The organism is Clostridium sp. TJA020 (assembly GCF_058310295.1).
In genome coordinates this window covers 324923-351569 of sequence record NZ_JBZEFC010000001.1, presented here as the reverse complement: position 1 = coordinate 351569, position 26647 = coordinate 324923, and the positions used below count along the sequence as shown (strand labels likewise).

Here is a 26647-nt window from a genome sequence, read left to right as displayed (position 1 = left end):
AATATGAAAAAAGTTATAAAATCAATAAGTTTAATGTTTAGTTTAATGCTTATTTTAATATCAACAACAATATTTACTCTTAAAGATATGCCAGATAAGATATATACAAATAATGCTATAGAAACTACTTCTATGTTTGATTCTATGAATCCATTAAATTATGTAACTTATGGTGAAGATTCTGTTGATATAAGTTTTATGGGTTTAATTCCTCTTAAGTCAGTTTCAGTTGAAAATGTTAAAGATTTAAAGTTGTATCCTGGTGGTACTAGTGTTGGTGTTAGACTTTCTTCAGATGGAGTTTTAGTAGTTGGATTTTCAGATGTTATTGTAAATAGTAATAGAAGTGAAAGTCCAGGAAAAAAATCAGAAATAGAAATTGGAGATTTAATAACAAAGATAAATGGTAAAAATATATGTACTACTAAAGAATTAAATAATTTTATAAAAACTTCAAAAAATGAAGAAGTTAAATTAACTATAAACAGAAATGGAAGTATAATAACAAAAAATGTGAAACTATTAAAAGAGAATAACGAGTTTAAATTAGGACTATGGGTAAGAGATTCAACAGCTGGAGTTGGTACTTTAACATTTTATCATGAAGAAAGTAAAAAATTTGGAGCCTTAGGACATCCAATTACCGATGGAGATACTAATACTAGATTTTCTGTTAAGTCAGGGGATTTATTAGATGCATCTATAATAAGTTTAAGAAAAGGGGAGAAAGGTTCTCCTGGGGAATTGAAGGGCATATTTACTAATGAAGAAACTCCTATTGGAAAAATAGAAAAAAATACTGAGTGTGGAATATTTGGTTTAGAAAATAAAAAGAATATAAATAATAATTTAAATGAAAAGTTACCAGTAGGATTTAGAAATGAAATAAATTTAGGTAAAGCTAAAATTATAACAACTATAGATGAAACTGGACCTAAAGAATATGATATAGAAATTATAAAAAAATTAAATCAGGAAAGTCCTAGTCCTAAAAGTATGATTATAAAAGTTACTGATGAAGAACTTTTACAAAAAACTGGTGGTATAGTTCAAGGAATGAGTGGAAGTCCAATTATACAAAATGGGAAAATAATAGGAGCTGTTACTCATGTATTAATAAATAAACCAGATGTAGGGTATGGAATATATATAGATTGGATGTTAAAAGATGCTGGAATAATAAAATAAGTAAAAAAGACAGGCAAGAAATTTTATCTTGCCTGTTTTTGCAAAATAAAGCTTCTTTAATACAGTAAGTGGTATTTTTTTACAATAAATATAGACAAAGAACGATTGATAGTGTATAATTTACAAATAGTGGAATAAAAGTATAAGCTAACTTTATTAAAATAAAAACTAGCTATATAAAAGGAATTTTTAAAGAAATGTCGAATAAATTACTTGTAAGAATTAATATTTAAGTATATTCTTATATATAGTGATTGTTTTTGTGGGTATATAGAATAAAAAATGGATAAAGGGGAGAAATACATGGAAAATTCAAAAATATCTATACTTATAGCTGATGATAATAAGGAATTTTGCAGTATATTAAATGATTACTTATTAAATCAAAAAGATATTGTCGTAACAGGTATAGCAAAGGATGGAAGGGAAGCATTAACATTAATAGAGGAAAGAAAGCCTGATTTAGTAATTTTGGATATTATCATGCCACACTTAGATGGATTAGGGGTTTTAGAGAAGTTAAATAATATGAAGTTAGAAAAAATGCCACGAGTTATTATTTTATCAGCAGTAGGACAAGATAAAATAACACAACAAGCTATTACATTAGGAGCAGATTATTATGTAGTTAAGCCGTTTGATATGGATATATTTACTAAAAGGATTAGAGAAATGTTTAGTTCAAATACAAATAAAAATTTATCTAATACTTCAAGATATCAAAGTCATGATAGTTCAGTTCATTCATCAATTTCATCAAATGAACCAGTAGATTTAGAAACAGAAATAACAAGTATAATACATGAAATAGGAGTTCCTGCACATATAAAGGGGTATATGTATTTAAGAGAAGCTATAACTATGGTTGTTAATGATATGGAATTATTATCAGCTGTAACTAAAGAATTATATCCTTCAATAGCTAAAAAATATAATACAACTGCATCAAGGGTTGAAAGAGCAATAAGACATGCTATAGAAGTTGCATGGGGCAGAGGTCAAATAGATGCCATAAATAAGCTTTTTGGTTATACAATTCATAATGATAAAGGTAAGCCTACTAATAGTGAATTTATAGCAATTATTGCAGATAAATTAAGACTTAAAAATAAAGTGAGTTAAATAGCATAAAGTTAGTAATATCAATGGTTAAGGGATAGGAATAAAATGTAAAATAACCAATTCTATAATCAACAAATATAAAAACATACCAACAAATATAATAAAATGTAAGACAGACATCTTTTATTAGTTAATTCTAATAGGAGGTGTCTTTTTTTGCCTAAAATTAGTAAAAGAATTATAAGTTTTGATGATGCTATTAATGACTTTATGATTTATTGTACAAATAAAGATTTAACTAAAAAAACATTAAAATCTTATGAAAGTACATTAAAATTATTTGCAAAATATATATAAAATGATAAAAAGATTTTTTCACCACTTAAAGTTAAAACAAAAGATATTAAAGAATATTTATAGTATATTCTAAATAATTTAGGCTCTTTTTATGAAAAAATATCTAAATATATTTCGGAGATTATTCAAATTTAGTTAATTGTTATTACTCTATAACGCTTTAATTTTATAATTTAAAACATTAATTTAGTAATTTAAAGGTTTGTAAAATCTTTAAAATTTACAAAATAAAATAAATCTTAAAAGAAATACTCGTAAATAAGAACAAATAAACAAAATATATGTTCTTATATAATATACTCGTAAATGATAATTAAATAGATAAGAAAAATTTAATATTTAAATAATATTCTATTAAGAATAAAAAATTATAATAATAAAGTACAAATTAATTAAAGACAATAAAGGAGAGTTAAAATGAAAAAAACTTTTATAGCAAAAATTCTTATAATAGCATCTGTTTTTACTGGTATAGTAGGAAATGTATCATTTGCTGATCAATTTAATGTAATAACTTTAGGTGCTAATTTAACATCAAAGCAAAAAGAAGAAATGCTTAAATATTTTAATGCGAAAGAAGGTACTTATCAGTTAATAACTATAAATAATAAAGAAGAAAGAGAAGCTCTAAAAGGAATAGCTACTGAAAATGAAATAGGAAATAAAACTATATCTTGTTCATATGTGCAACCTACAGAAAAAGGTAATGGAATAAATGTTAAAACTGTTAATTTAACTTGGGTTACAGCAGCAATGATTACTAATACATTGGTTACAGCTGGAGTTAATGATGCTAATGTAATAGCAGCAGCTCCATTTCAAGTTTCAGGTACAGGAGCTTTAACAGGAATATTAAAAGGATTTGAAGATTCCACCGGAGAAAAGCTTGATAATAAGAAAAAAGAATTAGCAAATAAAGAGTTAATAGTAACAGGAAATTTATCTGATAATTCTAGTATAGGAAAAGAAAAAGCTGCTGCTGTTGTAAATGATGTAAAAACAGAAGTAATTAAAGATAAAGCGAAAGATGAACAAGCAGTTACTAAAATAATTAATAATATAACTAATAATTATAATATAAATCTTTCTCCAGAAAATAAAAAAGAATTACAAGATTTAATGGTTAATATAGGTAAACAAGATTATAATTATGATGAATTAAAAAAGACATTAAATGAAATTGGGAACAATATAAATGAAGTATTAAAAGAGTCTGGAGAAGCTATAAAAAACTCAGGATTTTTTGATAAAATTTGGACTAGCATAAAGAACTTCTTTAATGGATTAGAACAGAAAAATAATAATCAAAACTCAGGTATAATAAATGAAACTAACGATTCAGCATTATCAGGAAATACTGTTGTAACAAGCAATACGGAAGGAACTAAAACAGAAAATAATAATTCTAATGAAAACAGTCAATCTTCATCAAATGAAAACAATTCTAATTCAGGTGATAAAAATATTTTGGACAGTTTTGTATCATGGATAAAAGGTATATTTAATATAGAGTAAAATTTGTAAAATTAATTTAATAATTATATACTATAAATATACATTCATTAAAAGGAGAGATTATATGGACTTAAAAGAAGAAATATTAAACGAAGAACTAAAATATAAGGGGAATTTCTTAAAATTTGTAAATATAAATGTTAAGCTTCCAGATGGAAATGAAGGTAGTAGAGATGTAATAAGACATCCAGGTGCAGCTGCTATTTTAGCATTTTTAGATGATGAAACAATATTATTAGTAAAACAATTTAGAGTAGCTTTAAATGATATATTACTTGAAATACCTGCTGGCAAATTAGAGGCAGGAGAAGATCCAAAATTATGTGCTATAAGAGAACTTGAGGAAGAAACAGGTTATAAATCAGAAAATATAGAATATTTAGGAACTATAGCTACTGGTGCTGGATTTACTGATGAAAGAATTCATCTTTATAAAGCAACAAATCTTTACAAAGGAATAAAAGGTGGAGATGAAGATGAATTTATAGAAGCAGAACCTTACAAATTAAAAGAAGTAAAAGAAATGATAAAATCAGGTAAAATAATAGATACAAAAACAATTTCAGCATTTATGTATTTATAATTAATAAAAAGAAGTAATATTTATAATATTACTTCTTTTTATTTTACATATTTTTAGAATAAATTTAAGTTCCTAATCATAGTATTAGTTATAATACTTTAGGAGGATAGAGAGATGCATTTTTCATTAAATAAATTAAGTAAAACTTTTGAGGAACAAAAAGTATATTATTTATTGGTAATATTATTTTTTTGTGTTGGTATTGTATTAGGAGTATATGCTATAAAAAGTATGAATTATATAGATAGACAAGACCTAGCTAATTATTATACGAGTTTTGTAAATAGTATAGAAAAAAAGACAATAGATTATGGAATTTTGTTATTAGAAGTATTAAAGAAGAATATATTTTTAATAGCGCCAATAATTTTATTAAGTTTCACTTTTTTTGGAGCACCACTAATACTTGCTCTTAATTTAGTTAAAGGCTTCACATTAGGTTATACATTTACTTTTTTACTTACAACTTTTAATGGTAAGGGGCTTGGAATTGCATTGGCATCTATAATACCACAAAATATAATATATATTCCCTGTATAATAGCTATAAGCATATTAGGACTTAATTTATCAACTATGAAATTTAAAGAGAAGTTTATAAAAAGAACACATATAAAAAATTTAATGTTGAATAAAGGTGGAGCAAATTTAATAATTGCATTGCTATGTATTTTTATTATTGGAATAATAATAGAAACATATGTATGTCCTAATATAATTAAAGTAATATTAAAAAATGTATATTTATAAATAATGGTTAGCTAATGATGTTTTAAAAAAGAAGTATAAAATATTCAATATATAAAGCAATGTTTTAGGAGAGAATAATGTTAGAAATTATAGAGAATTACAAAAGGTATTTATTAAATAATGAAAAAAGTGAAAATACAGTATATGCATATGTTACTGATGTTAATCTTTTTATTAAGTTTCTTAACTCAACTAAAAAACCATTATATACATCAAATAATAATTCAATTATAGAGTATATAAATAATCTTTTGAAAAATGGAAAATCTGAAAGATCAATAAATAGAATAGTGATTAGTCTTAGAAGTTTTTATAGTTTTTTAAAAAATGAAGGTAAGATAGATGATATTCCTAAAATATCTTATAAGAGTACAAAAACAAATAAAAAATTACCTCAAATTTTAACTGTAGATGAAGTTGATAAAATAATAAAATGTGTAGAAAAGAATGGAGTAAAAGGAATAAGAGACAATGCTTTATTAGAACTTATGTATGCTACTGGAATGAAAGTATCAGAATTAATATCATTAGATGTAGAAGATATTAATTTAGATTTATCATTTGTAAAATGTACAGATAACAAAAAATGTGAAAGATTAATTCCAATAGGACGAAGTGCTATTAGAGCTCTTGAAGAATATATATTAGTAAGAGATGAAATTGCAGAAAGTGGAGTTAATAAGTTATTTGTAAATCTTAATGGAAGAGGATTAACAAGGCAAGGGATATGGAGAATAGTAAAAGAATATTCTCATAAAGCTGGAATAAAAAAAGATGTAAATCTTAATACTTTTAGACATTCTTTTGCTGTTCATATGTTACAAAATGGTGCTAATGTACGAGCTGTTCAAAAATTATTAGGTAATCAAGTATTAACCTATATGGATACTTATTATGAAATAATAAATAGTGATAAAATTAATCTAGTATATAAAAACTCACATCCAAGAGCATAAAAATTAAATTAAGTATTAGTGGTAAATAATTTAAAAACTAGCCATACTTGGCTAGTTTTTTATTTTTCTAAAATATGAAATAAATAACAGCTTTAATTATTCTTTCTATGGTAACACTAATATCGAAGGGAGGATTTTATATGAAAAAAATATGTAGTAAATTTTCAAAAATACTTTTATTAATTATGACATTTTTAATGTTACCATTCGCACCAATACAAGCAATTGCAAATGATAAATCAGATGATAAGATGAAAATAGAAGCTAAATCTGCATTATTAATTGAACCTACTACAGGTAAAATTATATATGAAAAAAATTCAGATGAAAAATTCGCTCCTGCATCAGTTACTAAAATAATGACTATGTTACTAGCAATGGAAGCAGTTGACTCTGGAAAAATTAAATTAAATGATAAAATAACATGTAGTGAAAATGCCAAAAAAATGGGTGGAAGTACAATGTTATTAGATACAGGTGAAGTTAGAACTGTAGAAGATATTTTTAAAGGAATAGCAATAGCATCAGGAAATGATGCAGCAGTTGCAATGGCTGAATATTTAGCAGGATCAGAAGAAAGTTTTGTTGAACTTATGAATAAAAGAGCTCAAGAACTTGGAATGAAAAATACTACCTTTAAAAATTGTACTGGTTTACCAGCTGAAGGACATTTATCAACAGCTAAGGATATATCTTTAATGTCTATGGAATTATTAAAACATAACAAGATATTAAAATATACTGGAACTTACATGGAAACTATATCAGAAGGAAGAAAATCTCCAATTGAATTAGTTAATCACAATAAGCTTGTAAGATTTTTTAAAGGCTGTGATGGATTAAAAACAGGATATACATCAGAAGCAAAATATTGTATATCAGCAACAGCAACACGTGATGGAGTAAGAATGTTAAGTGTTATTATGGGTGCTCCTACATTTAAAATAAGAAATAGAGATGCAAGTTTACTTCTTAATTATGGATTTTCAAAATTTACTGGTAAAAAATTATTAGGTAAAGATGAAGAAATAGGTAAAGTATTTATGGGACCTGATACTGATAAATATTTTATTGCTAAAGCTAAAACAGATTTAAATGTAGTTGTAGAAAAAGGTTCTAAAGGTGAAATTAAAAATGAAATTAAATTTGATAACAACAAAAATAAATATAATTCAGGAGAAATTGTTGGAAAGTGTGAAGTATATATAGATGATCAAAAAGTTGGAGAAGTTGAAATATATACAGATAGAGAAATAAGTAATCCTAACATATTCGAAAAAGTTAAGTTTAAAATTAAAAATTTAATTCCAAAGTTTAAATAATAAAAATAAAGAAGCTATATATTATATAGCTTCTTTATTTTTTAATTTAAATTAATACAATTTTATTATATAATTATAATGTTATTTTAGTTGAAAGGTGTGTATTTATGGAACTACCAAAAATAAGGGTAGCGGACTTTGAAGGTCCATTTGATTTGCTTTTGTATCTTATTAAAAAAAATAAGATGAATATATATAATGTAGAAATTTATAAAATAACAAATCAATATTTGCAGTATTTAGATACTATGAAGGAGATGGATTTAGAGATTACATCTGAATTTATAGTTATAGCTGCTACCTTGATAGAAATAAAATCAAAAAGTCTTTTACCTAAAGTAAAAAAGGTAGAGGAAGTTGAAGAAGATGTTGAAAAAAAGCTCTTAGAAAAATTAATATTATATAAAAAAATAAAAGCATCTACTGAATATTTCAAAAAAGTTTCTTTAGAAAATAATATAAGTTATTCTAAAAAACCAGAAATTATAGAAGATATAAGTGATAATAAAATCGATAATAAAGAATTATTTAAAGATTTAACTTTAATAGACCTCTATAATATATATAATAAATTACTTGAAGTAAAAAAAAATAAAAAAAATGATTTTAATATTATTCAAAGAAATATAAAGACAGATCAATATAAAATAGAAGATAAATATGATTATATACTTAAATCTTTAAAGAAAAATAATATAAGAAAGTTTAGTGAGTTTATTAATAAATGTGAAAATAAGTTAGAGTGTGTTGTTACATTTTTAGCTTTATTAGAATTAATTAAACAAAAACAAGTTAAAATATATCAAAACTCTAATTTTGAAGACATAATTATAAAAGGATGTGACGGTAATGGAGAAAGTTAGTGTAGGGCAATTTGAATTTAAAGAAATATCTAGAAAAGATCCTATTAAAGGAGCTATAGAAGCACTACTATTTGTAAGTGGAGAGCCTTTAACATTAAGAGACTTAGCTATTAATTTAGAAGTAACTCCTAAATACTTAGAAGAAATAATTTCTGAATTAAGTTTAGAATATGAAATATCAAATAGAGGCATTAAATTAATAAATATAAATGGATCTTATCAATTAGTTACAAAAAATGAATATTCAAATTATATTCAAAAGTTACTAAAGAAAAATAAAAGACAATCATTAAGTCAAGCATCTTTAGAAAGTTTATCTATAATAGCATATAAACAACCAATAACTAGAGTTGACATAGATGAAATAAGAGGTGTTAAATCAGAAAGCGCAATTCAAAAATTATTAGAAAGAGATCTTGTGGAAGAGGTTGGACGACTTGAAGTTCCAGGAAGACCAATCCTTTATGGAACAACAAATGAGTTTCTAAGACAATTTGGATTATCTTCTATAAAAGAATTACCATCATTAGAATTATTTGAAGTAGCTGTAACAGAAGAAATAGAAGATATTAATGAATAGATGCAAAGATAATTTAAAAATAAAAGCATAGAGGGTTAATCCAACTATGCTTTTATTTTTTAATCATCAACATCTATAGTTTTAGTGCTTGCATCTATGTTTATATTAACATCTTGATTTTCTTTTTTATTTTGGCAACTACTTTGTTCTTTTTTACAGAATGTATCTTTAAATAATTCAAGAACTTGAGGTACAGTATCTACTATCCTATCATATGTATTATCTTGTTCTACTGGTAATAACCTTACTGAATTTTCTCTTACAACTAAAAATGCAACTGGCTTTACTGATACACCAGCTCCTGATCCACCACCAAAAGGATAGTCTATTTCAAAATCTGATGATACCTTATTTGGAGAATCAAATTCTGTACCACCTGATGCAAAACCAAAAGATACTTTTGATATAGGAATAATATATGTTCCATCTCTAGTTTCTACAGCATCACCTATAATTGTATTAACATCAACCATATCTCTTATATTTTCCATTGTACTTTTCATTAAATTTTGAATTGGATGTTCTTTGTTCATAAATCCCCTTTAACAGGGTTCACCTCCCTAGATTCAATTAAAGATTTTAATATTAAAACTAATATATAAATAATTTTTCCAAAAGATAAATATAATATACATTTAAGATGAATATTAATAAAAGAATATTCTTTAAATATAGGATTAATATTAAAATTTGAATTGTTAACTTTAAATATTATACTAATGTATCTATATAAAAATGCTAAAAATGAACTTAAAATTCCATATGTAATTGCTGTTTTACATGCATCTCCTAATGAATAATCTAAACTTCCTAAAAGTTTAATGGAAGGTTTAGCATTATATTTATTTATATTTGAAAAAATATTGTTTATAAACTTTACATAATTTAAATTTAACTTTTTATTTAAATTTTTATCTTTTTTATTAGTTGATATTGCTGAAAAATTATAAAATTTTACATTTAAAACCTTATCTTCATAAAATACACTAAATTTTATTGGAATAGGAGTTAATATAATGAGCATTATAATTAATAATACAAAATTAGAAACTTTCATTTTAAACCTCCCTACAATATTAATATTCTGAGCAATTATTAGGAAAAATATACTATGAATATTAGAAAAAGATTATTTAAAAATAATAATGAGGTGATTTTATGAGAAAAATTAAATACATAATACAGGCACTTCTAATTTGTTTTATTTTAAATATATTTTCTATAAATGCTTTTGCTGATACTAATCTTAAAGTATCTGCTAGAAATGCAATAGCAATAGATAAAGAAAGTAAACAAATTTTATATGAACAAAATGCTTTTGAAATAGTTAAAATGGCTAGTACAACAAAAATACTTACTGCATTAGTTGCAATAGAAAATGGAGATTTAAATGAAGAATTTGAGATTTCAAAAAATGCAGCATCTGTTAGAGGATCAAAGGTTGGCTATAAAGTTGGTGAAAAAATAAAATTAAGAGAGTTATTATATGGCTTAATGTACAAGTCAGGTAATGATGCAGCTATAGCAATTGCAGAAGGTATTGGAGGTTCAGTAGAAGGATTTGCAGAAAAAATGAATCATTTTGCTATTGGTATAGGAATTTTAGATTCACATTTTCAAACTCCACATGGGTTAGATAAAGAAGATCATTATTCATCAGCTTATGATTTAGCAATATTATCATCAGCTGCAATGAATTATGATATTTTTAGAGAAATAGTAGGAACTAAGTCTATAAATAAAGAAAGATATGGATTTTCAAGAGATTATAATAATATCAATAAAATTCTTTGGAAAATTCCAGGAGCAAATGGAATAAAAACAGGTTATACTGGTGGAGCTGGTAAGTGTCTAGTCTCTTCTGTGAATAAGGATGGAAGAGATATAATAATAGTTGTATTAAATTGTCCAGATAGGTGGAATCAAACTGAAAAAATATTTAACTACATAAAAGATACATATTCATTTAATTTATTAAATAGTAAACAGCTAGTCTTAGAACAAGTAAATCCTTTGTTGGCACAAAATATTAGTGAAGAAGAAATAATTAAATCTTATAGTGAAGATAATACAGAATATGAATTAGAAGTATTTAAACCTTATACAAATTTAAATAAGGGAGATATAATAGGAGCATTTAAAAATAGTAAGATAAAATCAAAAAATAATAATATTGAACAACAGTTAAAATTATCTAGAAATATGAAAAGAGAAGATTTAGATAATATAATAACATTCAAATAATAAAAAAGTATGATAACACCAAATTGGTTTTATCATACTTTTTTCTGTATATTAAGAACAAAATAAATACTTAACTAATATCTTATTAGGAGAAATAAGTTTTAGGGGGAAATAATGATTAGAGAAGACATAGATTGTATTGATGCTGGGAGTGAATATTGTCCATGCAAATTAGCAGAAACGGGTGAATGTATTTTATGCTCACAATTGCAAGGTAAATGCTTTTGTGATTGTATAAATTGGAAAGGAGTTTGTATATATCAGGAATTTTTTAACAATGGAAATAAAGCAAAAGAAAAAAGAGAAAAGTTTAATTGCAATATATTAGATATAAAAAATTATGATGGAAAAGTTATAGTAATTAAAATAAAAGTTACTCACAAACTAGCTTTGGATTTAATTAATCCAGGAAGTTTTGTTTTTTTATGTCCTGATGATGATAAAAATTTTGATTTTCCTATATCAATATTAGAATCTAATACAAATAATGATTGTATAACTATGGCTATAGAAATAAGAGGAATTAAAACGAAAAAATTATTAAATTTTAAAGTTGGAGATTTTATAAATATAAGAGCACCTTATTGGAATGGAATATTTGGAATTAAAAATATAGAAAAACAAGCAAACACTAATTGCATGATAATTGGAAGAGGGATAGGAATTGCTCCTATGATTCCAATATTAAGAAAATTAAGATTACAAAATTGTTCAATTGATTGTATTTTAGATTATTCATCATTAAATGAAGAATTTATAGATAACTTTGTAAGTAAATATGTTGATAGTAGTCTAAATATAAATACATTGGTAAATGGAAAATTAACAGATGAATTGAAATATAGAATATATAATAATATAGAAAAAGGAGTTAATTATATACACATAGGAGGAGCAGATATATTGACATATAATATTATAAATTATTTGCATCAGTTAGGAAAAGATGAAGTACTATTATCTTGTTGTAATAATTTTAAAATGTGTTGTGGCGAAGGAGTTTGTGGAGCATGTACAGCTAGATATAAAGGTCATAAGGTAAAAAGATTTTGTAAAATCCAAACAAATCCTAGAAACATATTTGAAGAAAGGAGATTAATATGAAGGTAGTTATAATAGGTGGAGGTTGGTCTGGGGTTGCAGCTGCTATTACAGCTAAAAAAGCAGGTGCAGATGTTCATTTATTTGAAAAAACTGACTTACTTCTTGGACTTGGTAATGTAGGTGGGATAATGAGAAATAATGGAAGATTTACTGCGTCAGAAGAATTAATTGCATTAGGAGCAGGGGATTTAATTAAAATTACTGATGATTGTGCAAGACATAAAAATATAGAGTTTCCAGGTCATAAACATGCTAGTTTATATGATGTAAATTTAGTAGAAGGATTAGTTAAATCTCATTTGAAGAATATGGGTATTAATTTATATATGGAAACTAGGGTTAAGGATGTAGAATTTAAAGATAAATTAATACAAAAAATAGTATTGGCTGATGATACATGCATAGATGGAGATGTATTTATAGAAACAACTGGATCAACTGGACCTATGGGAAATTGCTTAAGATATGGTAATGGATGCTCAATGTGTGTATTAAGATGTCCGGCATTTGGACCAAGAATTAGTATAAGTGAAAGATGCAATATTGAAGATATAAAAGGTGAAAGAGCAAGTGATGAATTAGGGGCCTTTTCTGGGTCTTGTAAATTATCAAAAGATAGTTTATCAAAAGAAATAGTAAATGAATTAGATGAAAAGGGATTAGTAATACTTAAAATACCAGAAGAAGATGTAAATTATAATAAGTTAAGTAGTAAAGTTTGTCAGCAATATGCTTTAAAAGAATTTGCAGAAAATATTATCTTGTTAGATACTGGACATGCCGTGTAAGTAAAAGGACAACTTATCAAGCTGCCTTTTACAATTACTATCTAAATTTGAAGAACTTATTTCTTCAATAGATCCAACAAAGTTTATTTTTATTTTATATTTATCATCATCTTCTTTATAATAATAAATACTATCTATTAATGCATTTATTATTTGTTTTTGTTCTTCATGACTAATTTTATCAATAAAGGAACATTTATTCAATAGAGATTCTATGAAAGATATTTCTAGTGATGAATTTTCTATTTTAATTTTTTCTTTATTTAAAGTTTCTATTTTATTTTCTATATCAATACATTCTTTCTTTAAGATAGATATTTTCTCAAATAATATATCTGTTAAAAGGTTTTTATCATCATGAGCAAGTTTATCTACTAAAATATTAATTTGTTGCTTTTTATCTTCTAATGATTTATTTAAAGAAAGTAGCTCTATAGATTTATTTGCTTCTTTTTTATATTTTATTTTTACAGAATCTATAAACTCTTTTTTATTATAACTTAAATCTTTTAAGGATTTTAAAACTAAATGTTCTATTTCAGACAACTTTACATTATCAATACTACATAAAGCTTTTCTTGATTTTTTCTTTAAAGAGCATACATAATAAAATAACTTTTCTCCAGTTTTAACTGATGTCTTTCCATGTTGTATAATCATACGGCTACCACAGTTGCCACAATATAATTTACCAACTAAAAGAGCATTATGGGTTTTACCTAATCGAGGAAATGTAGACTTATTTTTATCAAATTGTAATTGAACTTTAAGCCAAAGTTTATCATCTAAATATCCAATTATATTACTTACAGAAGCTATACGTTCAGATATATCTTTATTTGCTTTTGTAAGTTTACCTTTTTTAACTACACTTTCAGTTTTATTATAAGTTAGTAGAGAATGAATATTATCTGGTTCACCATATATAGTCCAGTTATTATTTTTAAGATAAGTAGTTACGTTTTGTGTTGATTTAACATATATAGGATTTTGTAAAATAATTTTTAATGTACTTTTTTCAAATAACTTTCCACTATGAGATCTTATGTTATTTTCATGAGTATATATTTCTAATTTATGAAGGCTACCAAGCTCTAAATACTTTTCATATAAAAATTTAACAAACTCAATTTCTTTTTCATCATGCTCTAATATAGTTTGTTGTCTTTTAATCCCATTATCATCTAAGTAGAATGTTTTTTTAGATTTAAATCCTACTGGTATTTTACCACCTGTCCACTTACCGTTCTTAGCCATCTCAAGCATATTATCTTTAATACGTTCAGCTATAGTTTCTCTTTCTAATTGTGCAAATACAGAAGCAATATAGATCATAGCTCTACCCATAGGAGTTGAAGTATCAAATTGTTCTTTTATAGAAATAAAATCAACTTTATATTCTTGTAAAGTATCAAGAACAGAAGAGAAGTCAGAAACATTTCTACTGATTCTATCTAATCTATAGCAAATTAATAAATTTATCTTTTTATGTTTAATATCTTTCATTAACTTTTTAAATTGAGGTCTATTTATATTTCCACCACTAAATCCTTCATCTTCATAGATAATGAATTCAACATCTTTAGAAATAAAGTTTCTAACATGTTCTTTACACATTTCTATTTGATTTTCTATTGAATCACCTTTACCAGTAAACTTTGATTTTCTTGAATATATAGCTACCTTTTTCAAATTAATCCCTCCTTATAAAATTATATTGTAAAGTATTAAAATTTATTTACGAACGTACGTTCTTTGAGACTTTAAAATAATCACTAGAAGTCTTGAAATTTTTCAATGACACCTAGTGGATTAAATCTAATTATATAGTTATCTATTTCATACCAATTTCCATATTTACGTTCATAATAAGAAAGAGCTTCTAAAAGAAATTGTTCTGTAACACCAAGATAATCAGCTAAATCATGATTTGATATTCTTGATTTATGAGCTTCAATTAATTTGGTTATTCCTACTAAAGATTTATAGCTAAAACTTCTAGCTGTATATTCTTGTTTTAAGTTTCTTATATCTTTTAGATTAGTAATATTACCAACTGTATATTTAAAATGACCCAATTCCTCTAAAAGTACACATAATTTTTCTTTTTCTGTACTTCTATTATTGATAATAATATTATTACCAACACATTTTCCGTATGGAATGTCTATACCTAAATCTAGTTCATAAACATTAATTCCTTGAAGATGGGCACTATTTAGTAGCTTTTCATATCTTGTCATGAATCACAACCCCCATCTAAAAATTATTTTTTATGTTTTAGGAAATCATCAATTATATTATCCATATTTTCTTTTTCTTCATCTGATAAATTATCATTATGACAAGCAATAGGCATAAGGTATTCTTTTCCTTCATCTTCCCATATTTGATGTTCTTTATTATGAAGAGTAGTAACATTACTTTCTTTTTGATATTTAGGAATTTCTGAAAGTTCATCAACTCTTTTTATTGCTTCTTTTTTACCTTTAGTATTTAGCTTGTTGAATTTGTTTAAAAGGTTTTCCTCAGTAGAAGTTAAGGATATACTCTGATTGCACTTAGTATATAAAGTTTCAACACTTATATTTAATGTTCTGCAAATTTTCATAACATTATTTACAGAAGCATTTTCTATACCCCTTTCCAACATAGACCTTAGAGTTGTATATGGTATATCAGCCTTTTCAGCGAAAGTTTTCAATTTAAGACCTGTATCACTTATTAATTGCTTCAAATATTCTGTTTTATCCATTTTATCCACCTCTTTATTATTATTACGCTTTTTCGTATCTTGAATATATTATATCGTAATAAAACTAAAAAGTAAATAAAAAAATACTCATTTTCGTAAAAAAGCATTGACAATATACGAAAATGAGTATAATATTAAGTCAACGAGTGCGAAATTGAGTACTTAGTAAACAAAAAAGAGGTGACGATATGTATAGAAATTTATTAGCAGAAATGGCACGAAAGAGTATAACAAAAAAAGAAATAGCTAAGTTTTTAGATTTAAGAGTGGCTACTATCTGCGACAAAATAAATGGGAAATATAGTTTTAAGTTGGATGAAGCATTTAAGATTAAAAAGAAATTTTTCCCACAATTAAGTATTGAGTATTTGTTTGATATTGAAGAAACAAAGAAAGTTAGTTAGGAGGAAAACAATGAATAATCTAATGATTTTTAAAAATGAAAGTTTTGGTGTTATTAAAACAATAGTTAAAGAGGGAGAACCAATATTTTTAGCTAATCCATTAGCAGAAGCTTTGAATTACTCTGAAACATCTAAAATGCTAAAAAGATTAGATGACGATGAAAAAATAGAAATAAAATCAAATGAGGTTGCGACCAAATTGGGAGTAACCTTCGGTGAATTAGGATTATCTAAATTTTCACCTAAAGCAACATTTATAACAGAAAGTGGATTATACAATGCAATTTTAGGAAGCGATAAGAAAGAAGCTAAGAAATTCAAAAAGTGGATTACATCAGAAGTATTACCACAGATAAGAAAGACTGGAGGATATATTCCAGTTAATGAAGAGATGTCAGAAGCAGAGATAATGGCAAAAGCACTTTTAATATCCCAAAAGACAATCGAGAAAAAAGATGAACTTTTAAAGACTAAAATAAAAGAACTTGAAGAAAAAAATAGATTCTTAAATCAAATATCAGCAAGTTCAAATTCAATATTGGTTAGAGATGTAGCACATTTAGTAACTAAGCAAAATATAAAAATTGGAGAAAAGAGGCTTTGGAACAAACTTAGGGAATGGGGTCTTATTCAAAAAGGTTCAACTAAACCAATGCAAAGAGCTTTAGAGCAAGGGCTATTTGAAAAATCAGAGTTTGTAATTCAAAGAAGTCATGGAGTAGAAACTAAATATACAACTAGGGTAACTGGTAAAGGGCAAGTTTATATAATAAATAAACTTATTAAAGAAATTAATTCATAAGCAAGATAAATATTAATAGTAACCAAAATGGTTATTAATCATAAAATATATAGAAAAAATTTTAGGTGTGATTTTATGGCAAAGAAAATTTATGAAGTTGAACTGAACTTCCCTAAAGATATGGACAAGCTTGAAAAGAAAATGTCAGAGGTTTTGGCAGATATAGTATATAAAAAGTTTGGACCAGAAGGAAGTATGAGTATAGCTGAGGGATTAGAAAAGAGATTAGATTAACAAATGATGTGGAGTAGTCCACCAAATTAAGTTGTTAACATAATTAAAGATATGTAGGATGGAAAAATTTATGAACTTAATGAAGTATCTAATAATATCAATTATAGCTTTATTACAGATAATAACATTCTGTATAGCAGCAAGTAAGTATATAGTATCAAACAATAAAAGAGATAAAATTGAATATTTAATAATATCTCTAAGTGGATTAATAGGATTTATATTATTTACTAATCCAGTAGTACTTTTATATTAATTTTTAGGAGGATTTAAGAATGAACAAGAAAGAGTTGTATATGCAAGTAGAAGAATTGCATGATAATTTCAAAAATAAAAAATTCATAGAAAGTACAGAAGATGATGTAAAAGCTTTAGAAGAAGTGATGGATTTAATAATGCTTGGAGCAGGAGTTTTTACTACAGATGAATTAATAAGTGAACTAATGAAAAGAGAGGGGACATTAGTTTTAGAAAAGGTAATCCAAAACTTAGATGATGGAGCTGTAGGCTAATGAAAGGAGAGTTAAACTATGATAATCAAGGTAGGATAGCCTACACAGAAGGATTTCATAGTAAAACAGGTGAGTTGTGGAGTGATGAAGATTTAGACTATTTAATAAACTGGTATGAAAAAATAAGTGCTGCTGAAATGAGCTTAGCATTAGAAAGACCAGAAGCATCTATAAGGTCTAAAGTTTGTAAATTAAGAAAGAAAGGAGTTATGTAGTAATGATTAAATTTATAAGAAGTCTTTTAGGCTTAGCAATGACTAAAAAAGAAAAGGAAAACTTCATAAAAACTATAACATTGGAGGAATAGTTTATGGATAAGTTAGAAATTGCAAAAGAAGCAGCGATTATATATTTTGAAGAAAACATTTCAGCTGCAGAAGCAATAGAAAAGGTAAAAGAAAAGTACCTTGACACCGACCAAAGTATTCAAGGTACAAAGTCAATTATTTTGGAAATTATCCATTAATATTATAACACATTTTTGGGAGGCTAGTATGAGTGCTTTAGAAATATTAATAAATTCTATAAATGCACAGATTAAAGAGTTTAATAAATCAAACTATAAAGTTTATGATATTGAAAATCCAAATTTTTATTTAGACGGAATTGAATACAACAGTAATGAAGATAAATTATATTTTTTAACTAAGTTATCAGATGATTAGGAGGAATATAAATGGCAGAAGAAAAGAAATTAAATATATTTCAAAAGATACAGATAGCAAGAGTAGAGCTTCAAAAAAAGGATCTTAAAAAAACAGGTCACAATAAGTACTCTAATTATAAATATTTTGAACTAGGAGATTTTCTACCTTATATAAATGAAATTTGCAATAACATAGGACTTTATACCGAATTTAAATATGGTGAAAAAGAATCGTTTCTTTATGTAATAGATTCAGATAATCCAGATATTAAAAGAGAGTGGAGTACACCAGTAGAAGTAGCACAATTAAAAGGATGTAGTACTATACAAAATATTGGAGGAACACAAAGCTTTGCTAGAAGATATTTATATATGATGGCCTTTGAAATAGCAGAATCAGATGTGATAGATTCTGGTGAAATAGATGAGGAAGCAGCATTTGCTAGTCAAAAAATAAGTAAAGCTCATGTATTCACTATAAATAAATTAATAGCAGAAACTAAAACAGATATTAAAAGCTTTTTGACTTGGGCTAATGTTGAGAAAGTTGAAGATATAACAAATGATATGTTTAATGAATGTCTTAAGAGTTTCAAGGAAAAGAAAGCAAAGTTAGAAGAAAAAAAGAAAAAAGACATTGATTTGAAAAAACAACAGGAAGAGCATCAGAAGGAATTAGAACAACATCAAGAAGATTTTGATTTTTAGGAGAGGTGAGAAATGAAAGAGATACAAGTAAATAAACAATTACCAGTAATAACAATGAACTTTGAGGAAGTAAAAGGATCACTTCAAGAAACAATGAAAAAGTATGAAGGGATTATAGTTACAGAAGAAGGCTTAAAGGACTGTAAAGCAACTCAAAAAGATTTAGCAAGTCTTAGAAATAAGATAGATACTTATAGAAAAGATGTTAAAAGAGAAATGGAAGTACCTATAAAAGAATTTGAGAGTAACTGTAAGGAACTTATCAGTCTTATATCAGAGGTGGAGAAACCGATAAAAGAAGGCATAAAAGGTTTTGATAATAAACGTAAAGAAGAAAAGAAACAAAAAGTGTTAGAAATAATTAATGCAGCAATAGAAAATTTTGAATTAGAAAAAGATTATGCAGATAAATTAGGTTTAAAGGATAGTTATTTAAAATTAACTGGAAGTATAAAGAGCATTAAAGAAGATGTTGAAATGAGAGCAATGATGCTTAAAAGAGAACAAGAAGATAAGAAAACAAGAATTAAAATGCTTGAAGTTGCAGTTAAGAATGAAATTGATAGAGTAAATGAAAATATTAATACAAAGTTAGATTATAAGAAATTTGAAGTATATGTATCAAAAGATTATCCGTTAGAAAAGATTTTAAATGAAATAAATAAAGAAGCTGACATTATATTAAAAGCAGAAAATAATACTAAGCAAGAAATCAAAGAAGAAAAAGAAGCTATTAAAGTACCTTTAGATTTTTCTAGTAAGAAAGTTGAAGCTTCTAAGAAAGAAATTAAAGAAGATAAATTCTTTGTAGATGTTTATGTAGAACATAATTTTGATATGATCCAATCTTTAAGTAAGTTCTTGAAAGAAAATGGATATAATTACGAGGTTCACAATAAAGGAAAAGTTAAGTAGAAAAAGGTGATTAATTTGGATAAGTCTTCAAAAGGATTTATAAAACTAGATAGAGCCATCTTTGAACATTGGATATTTCAAGATGCAGAAAAATTTAAAGCATTTGTGGACCTTATCCAATTAATGAGATGGAAAGATGAAAAGTTAATAATAGGCAATAAAGTTATAGAAATTCCTAGAGGAAGTTATTACACTTCCGAATTAAAATTAGCTGAAAGATGGGGTTGGAGTAGGAATAAAATAAGGGACTACCTTAAGTTATTAGAAAGTGAAGGAATGATAATCAAAAAAGGTACAACAAAAGGAACAATGTTAACCCTTGAAAACTATGACTTTTACCAAGGTGATGGTACAACAGAAAAACAACAAAAAAACAATGAAAAGGACATCAAAAAAACATCAGAAGGTACAGCAGAAAAACATCAAAAAAACATCAAAAGGTACACAAAAGAAGAAATTAAAGAATATAAAGAAATTAAAGAAGTTAAAGAAGGGGAAGAAAGGAAAGAAGATATACCTAAACTTGAACCACTATCCTTTCCAACTCCGACCTGTAGAAAAATTTATAGCTTATTAGGAGAAAATGCTTATAGGTTTTTTATGAACTCTAATATAGAAGAAAATGAAAAGATTATATCTATAAAAACAGAAAATGATATAGATAAAAAAATAATATCTGGTTATATACCTAGAATAGATTGGCAACTAGATAAAAGAATAGAGGTGATTTGATGAAAATATGTGAAGTTTGTGGCTCTAATCACTTAGTAGAAATTCATCACATAATAAAAAGAAGTCAAGCTCCTGCATTAATAGATTGCAAATATAATTTAATACCATTATGTTGGGAGCACCACAAAGGTAATTATGGAATTCATGGTATATATGGACATGAATTAGACCAGGAGTTAAAGAAAAGATTACAAGATAATTTAAAATTAATGTTTGGAGCAAATATTTATTACACTAAAGAACAAATAAAAGAAAAATTAAATATAAGTTTAAAAGAAGTAGACAAGCTTTTAAAGACTTTATTACCACAAGATGATAAATATATTGGAGAAGATATTATAAGAGCTTGTATGGGTGGTAAATTAATTCTGTGAGGTGTATATGAATTATGAAGAACAGTACAAAGAGGAAGTGAAATTATTTAATAGCATTTATAACAGATTTAATAACATACAAGAAAATGATGTTGCAGGAGCTTATAGATTAATGTTAGATAGTTTTCAAGCTTACAATAGATGGTCAAAGATTAAATGTGATATTAAGAAAGAATTAGGACGTGGAGAAAAGGCAGCTATAAAAGAAAGGCTAGGTTAAATGTGCAAATATCTTTATGATGTAGGTGTTACTAGCAGAATTATTTGGAAAAGTGCTAAAGAAGATTTAAGAATTAAGGAAGATTATTAATAATAAATATGAGAATGAATTGAATTATAGTTATAACTTTTCATTCTCATATGAAAATCAAATGATAGAAGGTGAAATAATGTTAAAGAGAGGACTTAATATAAGAGTTATTAAGAAGGATGGAAATAGTGGAGTAACTAAATTTATAGGCAAGATTATATTAATTAAGAAAACTTATATAGTTGTTAAGTTAGATAAGTATACAGAATGTTTTAATATAGCAGATATAGTTAATCCTTCTTCAAGTAAATTGCAAATAAAACAAAATAAAGAGTGGGTAGATGTAACTAAAGATATGTTATCAAGCCATATGATTAAAGTAATGTATTTAGAGCCTAATAGAGCATTTGCAACATGTAGGAGATAATTAAATGAAGAATGAAGGTAAAAAGTTTGAAGAAGATTTTAAAAAATCAATACCTAGTTGGTGTTGGTGCAATAGATATAAAGATGGAACTGCAAATATAGGAAATGTAAAAAATGAAAAGGTAAGATTTCAAGCACATAATGTATGTGATTTTGAAGTATTTGCAGAAAATAAATTATTCCTGTTAGAACTTAAGAGCTATAACGGGGTAAGTATTCCTTTAAGTGGCATAAGAAAGACACAATTAGAAGAAATGTTAAAGGCAAGTAACTATAAAAACATAGAGCCGTATTTTATGTTAAATTTTAGACCATTACAGAAGGTTTACGCCGTTAGAGTAGAAAATGTACAAGACTTTATAAAAAAGGCAGAGAGAAAGAGTATTCCTGTTAAATGGTGTATAGAAAATGGAATAGAAATTGAAGGGATTAAAAAGAAAGTTAGATTTAGATACGAGTTAGATAACTTCTTTAGGAAATAATATTCTTAATAGATATACTCGTAAATGATTATTAAATAACTAAAAATAAAATCAAAGTATATCTCAAATATTAAAGCATAACAAATTAAAATGTAGGTTATATGAATATAACCAAACAAACTAAAAAATTGGAGATAAAAACTTAATTATTAATAGAAAATGTTCTTTAAAAACTGAATAATACGGTATTTATAAAATATGTTATAATCAACTTATAATTATAAATTAAAAGTTATAATAAGGAGGAAAACACATGGAATATTTTATTGTTTTACTATTTATCATAGCTGGTATGCTTGCATTTAATGAAATTTCTGTATTGAAGAAAAGAATAAAAATACAAGAAGATCGTTTAAATGAATTATGTAAGCTAACAGGACATGATAATTTATCTTCTTATTGGGTTTCTGATGAATTAAAAGAATTAGTTATCCATTTAAAACGAACTGGGAAAGAAGTTGAAGCCATTAAAAGAATTCGTGAACAAACACAAATGTCTTTAATAGAAGCAAAACAATATGTTGAAAATTTAGATTAGTTTCTATAAATTTAATGTGTTAAAATCCAATTTATTAAGTACATATTTAAAACTATAACTCAAATACCGTATTATTCAAAAATGAATATGCGGTATTTTTTATTTCAACATTAAGAAATTACAAATGTTGATATAAATAATAACCTTTTTAGAAAAGTTGCTCTTTGAAAATTGAATATTACGGTATTGTAAAAATATGTTATAATTAATTCATAATTGTTATAGTTAATTCATAATTCGAAGTAATAACACTGATAAAGTATAAATTTAAGTATGATAGAAAATAGCTAAATTACACTGTTTTACGCTTGCAACCAAAGTGCAACTGAAAATAGCGAGATAGTTGGTGGTGTCAAACACAAAATATTGTTACAGTAAATCTAAGAAAGGAGTTGATAGTATGAAACTTGATTTTTTAGGAGTAGCCATTTTTGGTGGCATACTTCTTATTGGACTAACAGTGATAATATGTTTTATCGGTGTAGGTATATTTATTATGAAAGCACTAATTAAATATATAAAATCAGGAGATGTTAGAAAAGAAAAGTCAATCATCAGGAAATCTCTTGGTGAAGTTTTAAAACAGCATCGAACAGACTTTAATATGACTCAAGAGTTTGTTGCAGAGGCAATAGGTGTAAGTAGACAAGCGGTATCTAAATGGGAGAATGGAACATCTGAGCCAAGTACGTCCAATTTAATTGCACTTGCAAGATTATTTGAAATTTCTGCTGAAGAACTATTACACGAAGTACATTAGATATGATAAGTATGACGTAGAGAAATTCATATTAATAATAAGGGGGAGTCTTATTTATGAAAAAAAGAATAAAACACTCTAAGATATGGTATATAGTCTTTGGAATATTAGTAGTAATAGCTTTGGTAGCATTCATATTTATGCACTTCGGCGGATTTAGTACAGGAGAAAATACAAATCCAGAAGAGTTTGCTAAATATGCAAAATCTGTGGAAGATATCACAATACCAGAAAATGCTAAAATAATAGCCTTAGGAGAAGCTACACACGGTAATGTAGAATTCCAACAGCTTAAGCTCGATGTATTCAAAAAAATGGTGGAAGACTATGGTGTGAGAGCGTTTGTGCTTGAGGGGGACTATGGTGGCTGTGAGCAAGTAAATCGCTACATACATGGTGGAGAAGGAACTGCTCAAGAATCAGCTGAGGCTATTGGTTTTACTATATATCGCACGAATGAGATGGCTGAGCTTATTTCGTATATGAAACAGTATAATGAAAGTGCAGAGGAAGGTGAAGATCTTCGCTTTTACGGGTTTGATATGCAAAGAACTTCTTACAGTTTTCAATTCTTAAATGAAGTCTGCAAAGAACTAGGGGTAGATACTAATAGTTTACAAAAACTTATAGATGGCGAAAAATGGAGTAGTGAATACAATTACCTTAATCGAATGGAAATCATAACTCAAGTTAAAAATGAACTTAAGAGCAAGCAAGATTCTAGTAAAGCAATACATTTTGCAGATATGCTATTGCAATATTGTGAACTTCAAAACATAACAGAAACAGATGGCAGTACATTAAGAGACAGATTTATGGCTGAGAATGTTGAATGGATATTGCAGCAAGAGCAACAGAGGGGGAATGAGCGTATATTTGTTACGGGGCATAACAGTCATGTGGCTAAATGGGGTAGCTTCGATTCAATGGGAAAGTTGCTTTCAAGTAACGCAGATAATGGTTACTATGTAATAGGCACAGATTTTTATAGAACTAAGTGTAATATGCCAACCAGCTCATCTACAAGGCGTACAAATCAAGTGTTTTACTCTCATAATCCATTGGCTAAAACCGCAAAAATGGCTGGATTAGATATTTGCTGGTTGGACTTTGCAAATGTTCCTAAAAATTCTAAGCTGGCTGAATTAATTTCACAATATACCTATATGGGTAATCTTGGAGAAAGTTATTCTTGGTTTATGCGTCTTATTCCTCCAAGTTACCGAATATTTCAACCACCTGCGGTACTTTACGATAGTATGATATTTGTAACAGATGCGAATCCCACTAAAATAATCACAGAAAAATAAATATTAAAAGGCTATGTTAAGATTATTTACTTGTTAGTATAAGTAGTAAAAATGACTGGCACTATATATCAAATAGTATCAGTCATTTTTATAGTTAATTCTCATTATTAATATATTATGAAACTAAAATTGAATATTACGGTGTTGTAAAAATTTGTTATAATTGATTCGTAATTGTTATATAATGTGAATTGATAATTTTTCTGATAATATATAAATAAATGGGAATTTAATAAAATAATGGAGGCGTACATAAATGGTTTTATTAGTCGTTGATACACAAAAACTATTAGTAAATAGTAAATTATATAATTTTGAAAATTTTATTACAAATATTAGGGAATTAATTAATACATCAAGGAAAAATAATATTGAAGTATTATATGTAATACATGATGATGGAGTAGAAAGTGATTTAACAAAAGGAAAAGATGGATTTGAAGTTTACGAAGAATTTAAGCCTATGGAACAAGAAAAAGTGTTTGTAAAAAATGTAAATAGTTCATTTAGAGGAACTGGTTTGTTAGAATATTTAAGAGAAAAGGGTGAAAAAGATATAATTGTTGTTGGACTTCAAACTGATAAATGTATTGATGCTACCATAAAGTGTGGTTTTGAACATGGACTTAATATGATTGTACCAAGCTATGCTAACTCAACTGTTGATAATGACTTCTTTAGTGGAGAGCAAAGTTATAAGTATTATAATGAATTTATGTGGAATGATAGATATGCTAAATGTATGTCTATTAATAAGGTATTTAATATGTTGGAACGCTAAATAGAGTATATTAATGAATAATTTTAATATATTATGAAACTAAAATTAAATATTAAATTACTTAAAATACCGTATTATTCAAAAATGAATATGCGGTATTTTTTATAAAAAATTAGAGGTGATATAAATGATAGATAAAAATATATTCAGAAAAACAGAAGCAATACTTTATAGTTACCCACAATTAGAAGCAGAAATAAGATGTTTAGAATTAGAAATAAATAATATAAAGAATAATTATGAAGGTTGTGGAGCTATAGGATATGAAGAAAAATCAGGACCTACTAATAAATTTAATAGTTCAGTAGAGAATGAGATACTAAATAAAGAAAAAGAAATAAAAATGTTATCAAAAAAATTAAATGATAAGAAAACACTTAAGGATCAAATAGATAGTACAGTAGAAAGAATGAATGATAGCGAGAGAAAGTTAATAGAGTTTAAATATACTAATAGAAATACTTTATCATGGAATCAAGTAGCATCTATTTTAGGATTTAATGTAGATTATGTAAGAAAAGAAATAAGGCAGGATGCAATAACTAAATTAGGTAAAACTATATTTATAGATAAGTGTAAACAAGAAAAATTTATAATATAAAATACCCCCAATTTATACCCAATTTACCCCCAACAAATACCCAAAATGTTGTGCTAGAATATAGATGTGGGCAGATTGAAGTCAGTTCATTATGCAATCCTCCTG

General features: G+C 26.0%; 37 protein-coding genes and 1 pseudogene. 33 read left to right on the top strand and 5 right to left on the bottom strand.

Going from position 1 to position 26647, the window contains the following annotated elements; translation table 11 throughout:
* The first annotated feature begins 3 nt into the window (after positions 1 to 3).
* The 10 genes from spoIVB to scpB all read left to right on the top strand — a co-directional run bounded on the left by spoIVB (position 4) and on the right by scpB (position 9176).
* Positions 4 to 1188, top strand: a complete 1185-nt coding sequence (gene spoIVB, locus AC4FQ1_RS01955) for a SpoIVB peptidase (RefSeq protein WP_303130434.1) — start codon at positions 4 to 6, stop codon at positions 1186 to 1188.
* 303 nt (positions 1189 to 1491) lie between these two features.
* Positions 1492 to 2310, top strand: coding sequence for a sporulation transcription factor Spo0A (gene spo0A, locus AC4FQ1_RS01950; protein WP_303130436.1), 819 nt, complete (start codon positions 1492 to 1494; stop codon positions 2308 to 2310).
* A gap of 156 nt (positions 2311 to 2466) precedes the next feature.
* The gene (locus tag AC4FQ1_RS01945) at positions 2467 to 2607 is read left to right on the top strand and encodes a hypothetical protein (protein ID WP_491168799.1); all 141 of its coding nucleotides are present in this window, start codon (positions 2467 to 2469) and stop codon (positions 2605 to 2607) included.
* A gap of 417 nt (positions 2608 to 3024) precedes the next feature.
* Complete coding sequence (locus AC4FQ1_RS01940) at positions 3025 to 4122, top strand: DUF1002 domain-containing protein (RefSeq protein ID WP_491168798.1); 1098 nt, start codon at positions 3025 to 3027, stop codon at positions 4120 to 4122.
* Positions 4123 to 4186: 64 nt separating this feature from the next.
* A complete protein-coding gene (locus AC4FQ1_RS01935; RefSeq protein WP_303130811.1) occupies positions 4187 to 4705 on the top strand; it encodes an NUDIX hydrolase in 519 nt (172 codons plus the stop codon).
* A 114-nt stretch (positions 4706 to 4819) separates the two neighbouring features.
* Entirely contained in the window at positions 4820 to 5455 is a 636-nt protein-coding gene (gene spoIIM / locus AC4FQ1_RS01930; RefSeq protein ID WP_491168797.1) for a stage II sporulation protein M, read from the top strand.
* 77 nt (positions 5456 to 5532) lie between these two features.
* Positions 5533 to 6411: a tyrosine-type recombinase/integrase gene (locus AC4FQ1_RS01925; RefSeq protein ID WP_303130817.1), complete on the top strand. Its 879-nt coding sequence runs from the start codon at positions 5533 to 5535 to the stop codon at positions 6409 to 6411.
* 140 nt (positions 6412 to 6551) lie between these two features.
* Positions 6552 to 7733: a D-alanyl-D-alanine carboxypeptidase family protein gene (locus AC4FQ1_RS01920; protein ID WP_491168796.1), complete on the top strand. Its 1182-nt coding sequence runs from the start codon at positions 6552 to 6554 to the stop codon at positions 7731 to 7733.
* Positions 7734 to 7840: 107 nt separating this feature from the next.
* Positions 7841 to 8596 (top strand): segregation/condensation protein A, encoded by a 756-nt coding sequence (locus AC4FQ1_RS01915; protein WP_491168795.1) that lies wholly within the window; start codon positions 7841 to 7843, stop codon positions 8594 to 8596.
* On the top strand, positions 8583 to 9176 hold the full coding sequence (gene scpB / locus AC4FQ1_RS01910; protein WP_303130821.1) for an SMC-Scp complex subunit ScpB: 594 nt from the start codon (positions 8583 to 8585) through the stop codon (positions 9174 to 9176). The genes AC4FQ1_RS01915 and scpB overlap by 14 nt, the downstream gene beginning before the upstream one ends.
* A 59-nt stretch (positions 9177 to 9235) precedes the next feature.
* Here scpB and ytfJ read toward each other — a convergent pair whose 3' ends face one another.
* Together ytfJ and AC4FQ1_RS01900 are read right to left on the bottom strand one after the other, a co-directional pair.
* On the bottom strand, positions 9236 to 9709 hold the full coding sequence (gene ytfJ, locus AC4FQ1_RS01905; protein WP_491168794.1) for a GerW family sporulation protein: 474 nt from the start codon (positions 9707 to 9709) through the stop codon (positions 9236 to 9238).
* Positions 9706 to 10233 carry a DUF2953 domain-containing protein gene (locus AC4FQ1_RS01900; RefSeq protein ID WP_491168793.1) on the bottom strand — a complete coding sequence of 176 codons (528 nt, stop codon included), beginning with the start codon at positions 10231 to 10233 and terminating at the stop codon, positions 9706 to 9708. The genes ytfJ and AC4FQ1_RS01900 overlap by 4 nt, the downstream gene beginning before the upstream one ends.
* A gap of 101 nt (positions 10234 to 10334) precedes the next feature.
* Here AC4FQ1_RS01900 and AC4FQ1_RS01895 point away from each other — a divergent pair, with 101 nt between their 5' ends.
* The 3 genes and pseudogenes from AC4FQ1_RS01895 to AC4FQ1_RS01885 all read left to right on the top strand — a co-directional run.
* Positions 10335 to 11420, top strand: coding sequence for a D-alanyl-D-alanine carboxypeptidase family protein (locus AC4FQ1_RS01895; RefSeq protein WP_491168792.1), 1086 nt, complete (start codon positions 10335 to 10337; stop codon positions 11418 to 11420).
* Between the two features lie 114 nt (positions 11421 to 11534).
* Positions 11535 to 12524, top strand: a complete 990-nt coding sequence (locus AC4FQ1_RS01890; protein ID WP_491168791.1) for a sulfide/dihydroorotate dehydrogenase-like FAD/NAD-binding protein — start codon at positions 11535 to 11537, stop codon at positions 12522 to 12524.
* A pseudogene (locus tag AC4FQ1_RS01885) lies at positions 12521 to 13306 on the top strand (FAD-dependent oxidoreductase); the annotation flags it as partial. The gene AC4FQ1_RS01890 and the pseudogene AC4FQ1_RS01885, both read left to right, overlap by 4 nt.
* Here the strand turns inward: AC4FQ1_RS01885 and AC4FQ1_RS01880 are convergent.
* From AC4FQ1_RS01880 to AC4FQ1_RS01870, 3 genes are all read right to left on the bottom strand, one after another.
* Positions 13289 to 15004, bottom strand: coding sequence for a recombinase family protein (locus tag AC4FQ1_RS01880; protein ID WP_491168790.1), 1716 nt, complete (start codon positions 15002 to 15004; stop codon positions 13289 to 13291). The pseudogene AC4FQ1_RS01885 and the gene AC4FQ1_RS01880 sit on opposite strands and share 18 nt — an antisense overlap.
* A gap of 83 nt (positions 15005 to 15087) precedes the next feature.
* Positions 15088 to 15555, bottom strand: a complete 468-nt coding sequence (locus tag AC4FQ1_RS01875) for an ImmA/IrrE family metallo-endopeptidase (protein WP_491168789.1) — start codon at positions 15553 to 15555, stop codon at positions 15088 to 15090.
* A 23-nt stretch (positions 15556 to 15578) separates the two neighbouring features.
* The gene (locus AC4FQ1_RS01870; protein ID WP_491168788.1) at positions 15579 to 16067 is read right to left on the bottom strand and encodes a helix-turn-helix domain-containing protein; all 489 of its coding nucleotides are present in this window, start codon (positions 16065 to 16067) and stop codon (positions 15579 to 15581) included.
* Between the two features lie 188 nt (positions 16068 to 16255).
* On the opposite strand from AC4FQ1_RS01870, the gene AC4FQ1_RS01865 reads away from it, so the two are divergent.
* The 20 genes from AC4FQ1_RS01865 to AC4FQ1_RS01770 all read left to right on the top strand — a co-directional run bounded on the left by AC4FQ1_RS01865 (position 16256) and on the right by AC4FQ1_RS01770 (position 26542).
* Entirely contained in the window at positions 16256 to 16471 is a 216-nt protein-coding gene (locus AC4FQ1_RS01865; RefSeq protein ID WP_491168787.1) for an XRE family transcriptional regulator, read from the top strand.
* 10 nt (positions 16472 to 16481) lie between these two features.
* Positions 16482 to 17273, top strand: coding sequence for a phage antirepressor (locus AC4FQ1_RS01860; RefSeq protein ID WP_491168786.1), 792 nt, complete (start codon positions 16482 to 16484; stop codon positions 17271 to 17273).
* A 75-nt stretch (positions 17274 to 17348) separates the two neighbouring features.
* Positions 17349 to 17507, top strand: coding sequence for a hypothetical protein (locus AC4FQ1_RS01855; protein ID WP_491168785.1), 159 nt, complete (start codon positions 17349 to 17351; stop codon positions 17505 to 17507).
* A gap of 70 nt (positions 17508 to 17577) precedes the next feature.
* A complete protein-coding gene (locus AC4FQ1_RS01850; protein WP_491168784.1) occupies positions 17578 to 17763 on the top strand; it encodes a hypothetical protein in 186 nt (61 codons plus the stop codon).
* A gap of 19 nt (positions 17764 to 17782) precedes the next feature.
* Positions 17783 to 18019 (top strand): hypothetical protein, encoded by a 237-nt coding sequence (locus tag AC4FQ1_RS01845; protein WP_491168783.1) that lies wholly within the window; start codon positions 17783 to 17785, stop codon positions 18017 to 18019.
* Positions 18019 to 18234 (top strand): hypothetical protein, encoded by a 216-nt coding sequence (locus tag AC4FQ1_RS01840; RefSeq protein ID WP_491146896.1) that lies wholly within the window; start codon positions 18019 to 18021, stop codon positions 18232 to 18234. Before AC4FQ1_RS01845 ends, AC4FQ1_RS01840 begins: the two co-directional genes overlap by 1 nt.
* Before the next feature lie 95 nt (positions 18235 to 18329).
* Entirely contained in the window at positions 18330 to 18485 is a 156-nt protein-coding gene (locus tag AC4FQ1_RS01835; protein ID WP_491168782.1) for a hypothetical protein, read from the top strand.
* 28 nt (positions 18486 to 18513) lie between these two features.
* The gene (locus tag AC4FQ1_RS01830; RefSeq protein ID WP_491168781.1) at positions 18514 to 18684 is read left to right on the top strand and encodes a hypothetical protein; all 171 of its coding nucleotides are present in this window, start codon (positions 18514 to 18516) and stop codon (positions 18682 to 18684) included.
* An 11-nt stretch (positions 18685 to 18695) separates the two neighbouring features.
* On the top strand, positions 18696 to 19373 hold the full coding sequence (locus AC4FQ1_RS01825) for an ERF family protein (protein ID WP_491146899.1): 678 nt from the start codon (positions 18696 to 18698) through the stop codon (positions 19371 to 19373).
* A gap of 12 nt (positions 19374 to 19385) precedes the next feature.
* Positions 19386 to 20288: a DUF1351 domain-containing protein gene (locus AC4FQ1_RS01820; RefSeq protein ID WP_491168780.1), complete on the top strand. Its 903-nt coding sequence runs from the start codon at positions 19386 to 19388 to the stop codon at positions 20286 to 20288.
* Positions 20289 to 20303: 15 nt separating this feature from the next.
* Positions 20304 to 21020 carry a hypothetical protein gene (locus tag AC4FQ1_RS01815; RefSeq protein WP_491168779.1) on the top strand — a complete coding sequence of 239 codons (717 nt, stop codon included), beginning with the start codon at positions 20304 to 20306 and terminating at the stop codon, positions 21018 to 21020.
* Positions 21020 to 21394 (top strand): HNH endonuclease, encoded by a 375-nt coding sequence (locus tag AC4FQ1_RS01810; protein ID WP_491168778.1) that lies wholly within the window; start codon positions 21020 to 21022, stop codon positions 21392 to 21394. Before AC4FQ1_RS01815 ends, AC4FQ1_RS01810 begins: the two co-directional genes overlap by 1 nt.
* Before the next feature lie 7 nt (positions 21395 to 21401).
* Positions 21402 to 21614 carry a hypothetical protein gene (locus AC4FQ1_RS01805; RefSeq protein ID WP_491168777.1) on the top strand — a complete coding sequence of 71 codons (213 nt, stop codon included), beginning with the start codon at positions 21402 to 21404 and terminating at the stop codon, positions 21612 to 21614.
* 109 nt (positions 21615 to 21723) lie between these two features.
* On the top strand, positions 21724 to 22071 hold the full coding sequence (locus AC4FQ1_RS01800; RefSeq protein ID WP_491168776.1) for a hypothetical protein: 348 nt from the start codon (positions 21724 to 21726) through the stop codon (positions 22069 to 22071).
* A 4-nt stretch (positions 22072 to 22075) separates the two neighbouring features.
* Positions 22076 to 22552, top strand: coding sequence for a Holliday junction resolvase RecU (locus AC4FQ1_RS01795; protein ID WP_491168775.1), 477 nt, complete (start codon positions 22076 to 22078; stop codon positions 22550 to 22552).
* 253 nt (positions 22553 to 22805) lie between these two features.
* Positions 22806 to 23090 (top strand): hypothetical protein, encoded by a 285-nt coding sequence (locus tag AC4FQ1_RS01790; RefSeq protein WP_491146979.1) that lies wholly within the window; start codon positions 22806 to 22808, stop codon positions 23088 to 23090.
* Positions 23091 to 23436: 346 nt separating this feature from the next.
* Positions 23437 to 23850 carry a helix-turn-helix domain-containing protein gene (locus tag AC4FQ1_RS01785; protein WP_491168969.1) on the top strand — a complete coding sequence of 138 codons (414 nt, stop codon included), beginning with the start codon at positions 23437 to 23439 and terminating at the stop codon, positions 23848 to 23850.
* 56 nt (positions 23851 to 23906) lie between these two features.
* Positions 23907 to 25160 (top strand): erythromycin esterase family protein, encoded by a 1254-nt coding sequence (locus AC4FQ1_RS01780; protein ID WP_491168774.1) that lies wholly within the window; start codon positions 23907 to 23909, stop codon positions 25158 to 25160.
* Between the two features lie 256 nt (positions 25161 to 25416).
* Entirely contained in the window at positions 25417 to 25941 is a 525-nt protein-coding gene (locus AC4FQ1_RS01775) for a cysteine hydrolase family protein (protein WP_491146982.1), read from the top strand.
* A 127-nt stretch (positions 25942 to 26068) separates the two neighbouring features.
* The gene (locus tag AC4FQ1_RS01770) at positions 26069 to 26542 is read left to right on the top strand and encodes a DUF722 domain-containing protein (RefSeq protein ID WP_491168773.1); all 474 of its coding nucleotides are present in this window, start codon (positions 26069 to 26071) and stop codon (positions 26540 to 26542) included.
* Positions 26543 to 26647 lie beyond the last annotated feature (105 nt).

Excerpts from the sequence above, each read along its gene's own strand:
- spoIVB (WP_303130434.1), top strand. The coding sequence starts at position 4 with ATGAAAAAAGTTATAAAATCAATAAGTTTAATGTTTAGTTTAATGCTT.
- spo0A (WP_303130436.1), top strand. The coding sequence starts at position 1,492 with ATGGAAAATTCAAAAATATCTATACTTATAGCTGATGATAATAAGGAA.
- AC4FQ1_RS01940 (WP_491168798.1), top strand. The coding sequence starts at position 3,025 with ATGAAAAAAACTTTTATAGCAAAAATTCTTATAATAGCATCTGTTTTT.
- AC4FQ1_RS01935 (WP_303130811.1), top strand. The coding sequence starts at position 4,187 with ATGGACTTAAAAGAAGAAATATTAAACGAAGAACTAAAATATAAGGGG.
- spoIIM (WP_491168797.1), top strand. The coding sequence starts at position 4,820 with ATGCATTTTTCATTAAATAAATTAAGTAAAACTTTTGAGGAACAAAAA.
- AC4FQ1_RS01925 (WP_303130817.1), top strand. The coding sequence starts at position 5,533 with ATGTTAGAAATTATAGAGAATTACAAAAGGTATTTATTAAATAATGAA.
- AC4FQ1_RS01920 (WP_491168796.1), top strand. The coding sequence starts at position 6,552 with ATGAAAAAAATATGTAGTAAATTTTCAAAAATACTTTTATTAATTATG.
- AC4FQ1_RS01915 (WP_491168795.1), top strand. The coding sequence starts at position 7,841 with ATGGAACTACCAAAAATAAGGGTAGCGGACTTTGAAGGTCCATTTGAT.
- scpB (WP_303130821.1), top strand. The coding sequence starts at position 8,583 with ATGGAGAAAGTTAGTGTAGGGCAATTTGAATTTAAAGAAATATCTAGA.
- ytfJ (WP_491168794.1), bottom strand. The coding sequence starts at position 9,709 with ATGAACAAAGAACATCCAATTCAAAATTTAATGAAAAGTACAATGGAA.
- AC4FQ1_RS01900 (WP_491168793.1), bottom strand. The coding sequence starts at position 10,233 with ATGAAAGTTTCTAATTTTGTATTATTAATTATAATGCTCATTATATTA.
- AC4FQ1_RS01895 (WP_491168792.1), top strand. The coding sequence starts at position 10,335 with ATGAGAAAAATTAAATACATAATACAGGCACTTCTAATTTGTTTTATT.
- AC4FQ1_RS01890 (WP_491168791.1), top strand. The coding sequence starts at position 11,535 with ATGATTAGAGAAGACATAGATTGTATTGATGCTGGGAGTGAATATTGT.
- AC4FQ1_RS01875 (WP_491168789.1), bottom strand. The coding sequence starts at position 15,555 with ATGACAAGATATGAAAAGCTACTAAATAGTGCCCATCTTCAAGGAATT.
- AC4FQ1_RS01870 (WP_491168788.1), bottom strand. The coding sequence starts at position 16,067 with ATGGATAAAACAGAATATTTGAAGCAATTAATAAGTGATACAGGTCTT.
- AC4FQ1_RS01865 (WP_491168787.1), top strand. The coding sequence starts at position 16,256 with ATGTATAGAAATTTATTAGCAGAAATGGCACGAAAGAGTATAACAAAA.
- AC4FQ1_RS01860 (WP_491168786.1), top strand. The coding sequence starts at position 16,482 with ATGAATAATCTAATGATTTTTAAAAATGAAAGTTTTGGTGTTATTAAA.
- AC4FQ1_RS01855 (WP_491168785.1), top strand. The coding sequence starts at position 17,349 with ATGGCAAAGAAAATTTATGAAGTTGAACTGAACTTCCCTAAAGATATG.
- AC4FQ1_RS01850 (WP_491168784.1), top strand. The coding sequence starts at position 17,578 with ATGAACTTAATGAAGTATCTAATAATATCAATTATAGCTTTATTACAG.
- AC4FQ1_RS01845 (WP_491168783.1), top strand. The coding sequence starts at position 17,783 with ATGAACAAGAAAGAGTTGTATATGCAAGTAGAAGAATTGCATGATAAT.
- AC4FQ1_RS01840 (WP_491146896.1), top strand. The coding sequence starts at position 18,019 with ATGAAAGGAGAGTTAAACTATGATAATCAAGGTAGGATAGCCTACACA.
- AC4FQ1_RS01835 (WP_491168782.1), top strand. The coding sequence starts at position 18,330 with ATGGATAAGTTAGAAATTGCAAAAGAAGCAGCGATTATATATTTTGAA.
- AC4FQ1_RS01830 (WP_491168781.1), top strand. The coding sequence starts at position 18,514 with ATGAGTGCTTTAGAAATATTAATAAATTCTATAAATGCACAGATTAAA.
- AC4FQ1_RS01825 (WP_491146899.1), top strand. The coding sequence starts at position 18,696 with ATGGCAGAAGAAAAGAAATTAAATATATTTCAAAAGATACAGATAGCA.
- AC4FQ1_RS01820 (WP_491168780.1), top strand. The coding sequence starts at position 19,386 with ATGAAAGAGATACAAGTAAATAAACAATTACCAGTAATAACAATGAAC.
- AC4FQ1_RS01810 (WP_491168778.1), top strand. The coding sequence starts at position 21,020 with ATGAAAATATGTGAAGTTTGTGGCTCTAATCACTTAGTAGAAATTCAT.
- AC4FQ1_RS01805 (WP_491168777.1), top strand. The coding sequence starts at position 21,402 with ATGAATTATGAAGAACAGTACAAAGAGGAAGTGAAATTATTTAATAGC.
- AC4FQ1_RS01795 (WP_491168775.1), top strand. The coding sequence starts at position 22,076 with ATGAAGAATGAAGGTAAAAAGTTTGAAGAAGATTTTAAAAAATCAATA.
- AC4FQ1_RS01790 (WP_491146979.1), top strand. The coding sequence starts at position 22,806 with ATGGAATATTTTATTGTTTTACTATTTATCATAGCTGGTATGCTTGCA.
- AC4FQ1_RS01780 (WP_491168774.1), top strand. The coding sequence starts at position 23,907 with ATGAAAAAAAGAATAAAACACTCTAAGATATGGTATATAGTCTTTGGA.
- AC4FQ1_RS01775 (WP_491146982.1), top strand. The coding sequence starts at position 25,417 with ATGGTTTTATTAGTCGTTGATACACAAAAACTATTAGTAAATAGTAAA.
- AC4FQ1_RS01770 (WP_491168773.1), top strand. The coding sequence starts at position 26,069 with ATGATAGATAAAAATATATTCAGAAAAACAGAAGCAATACTTTATAGT.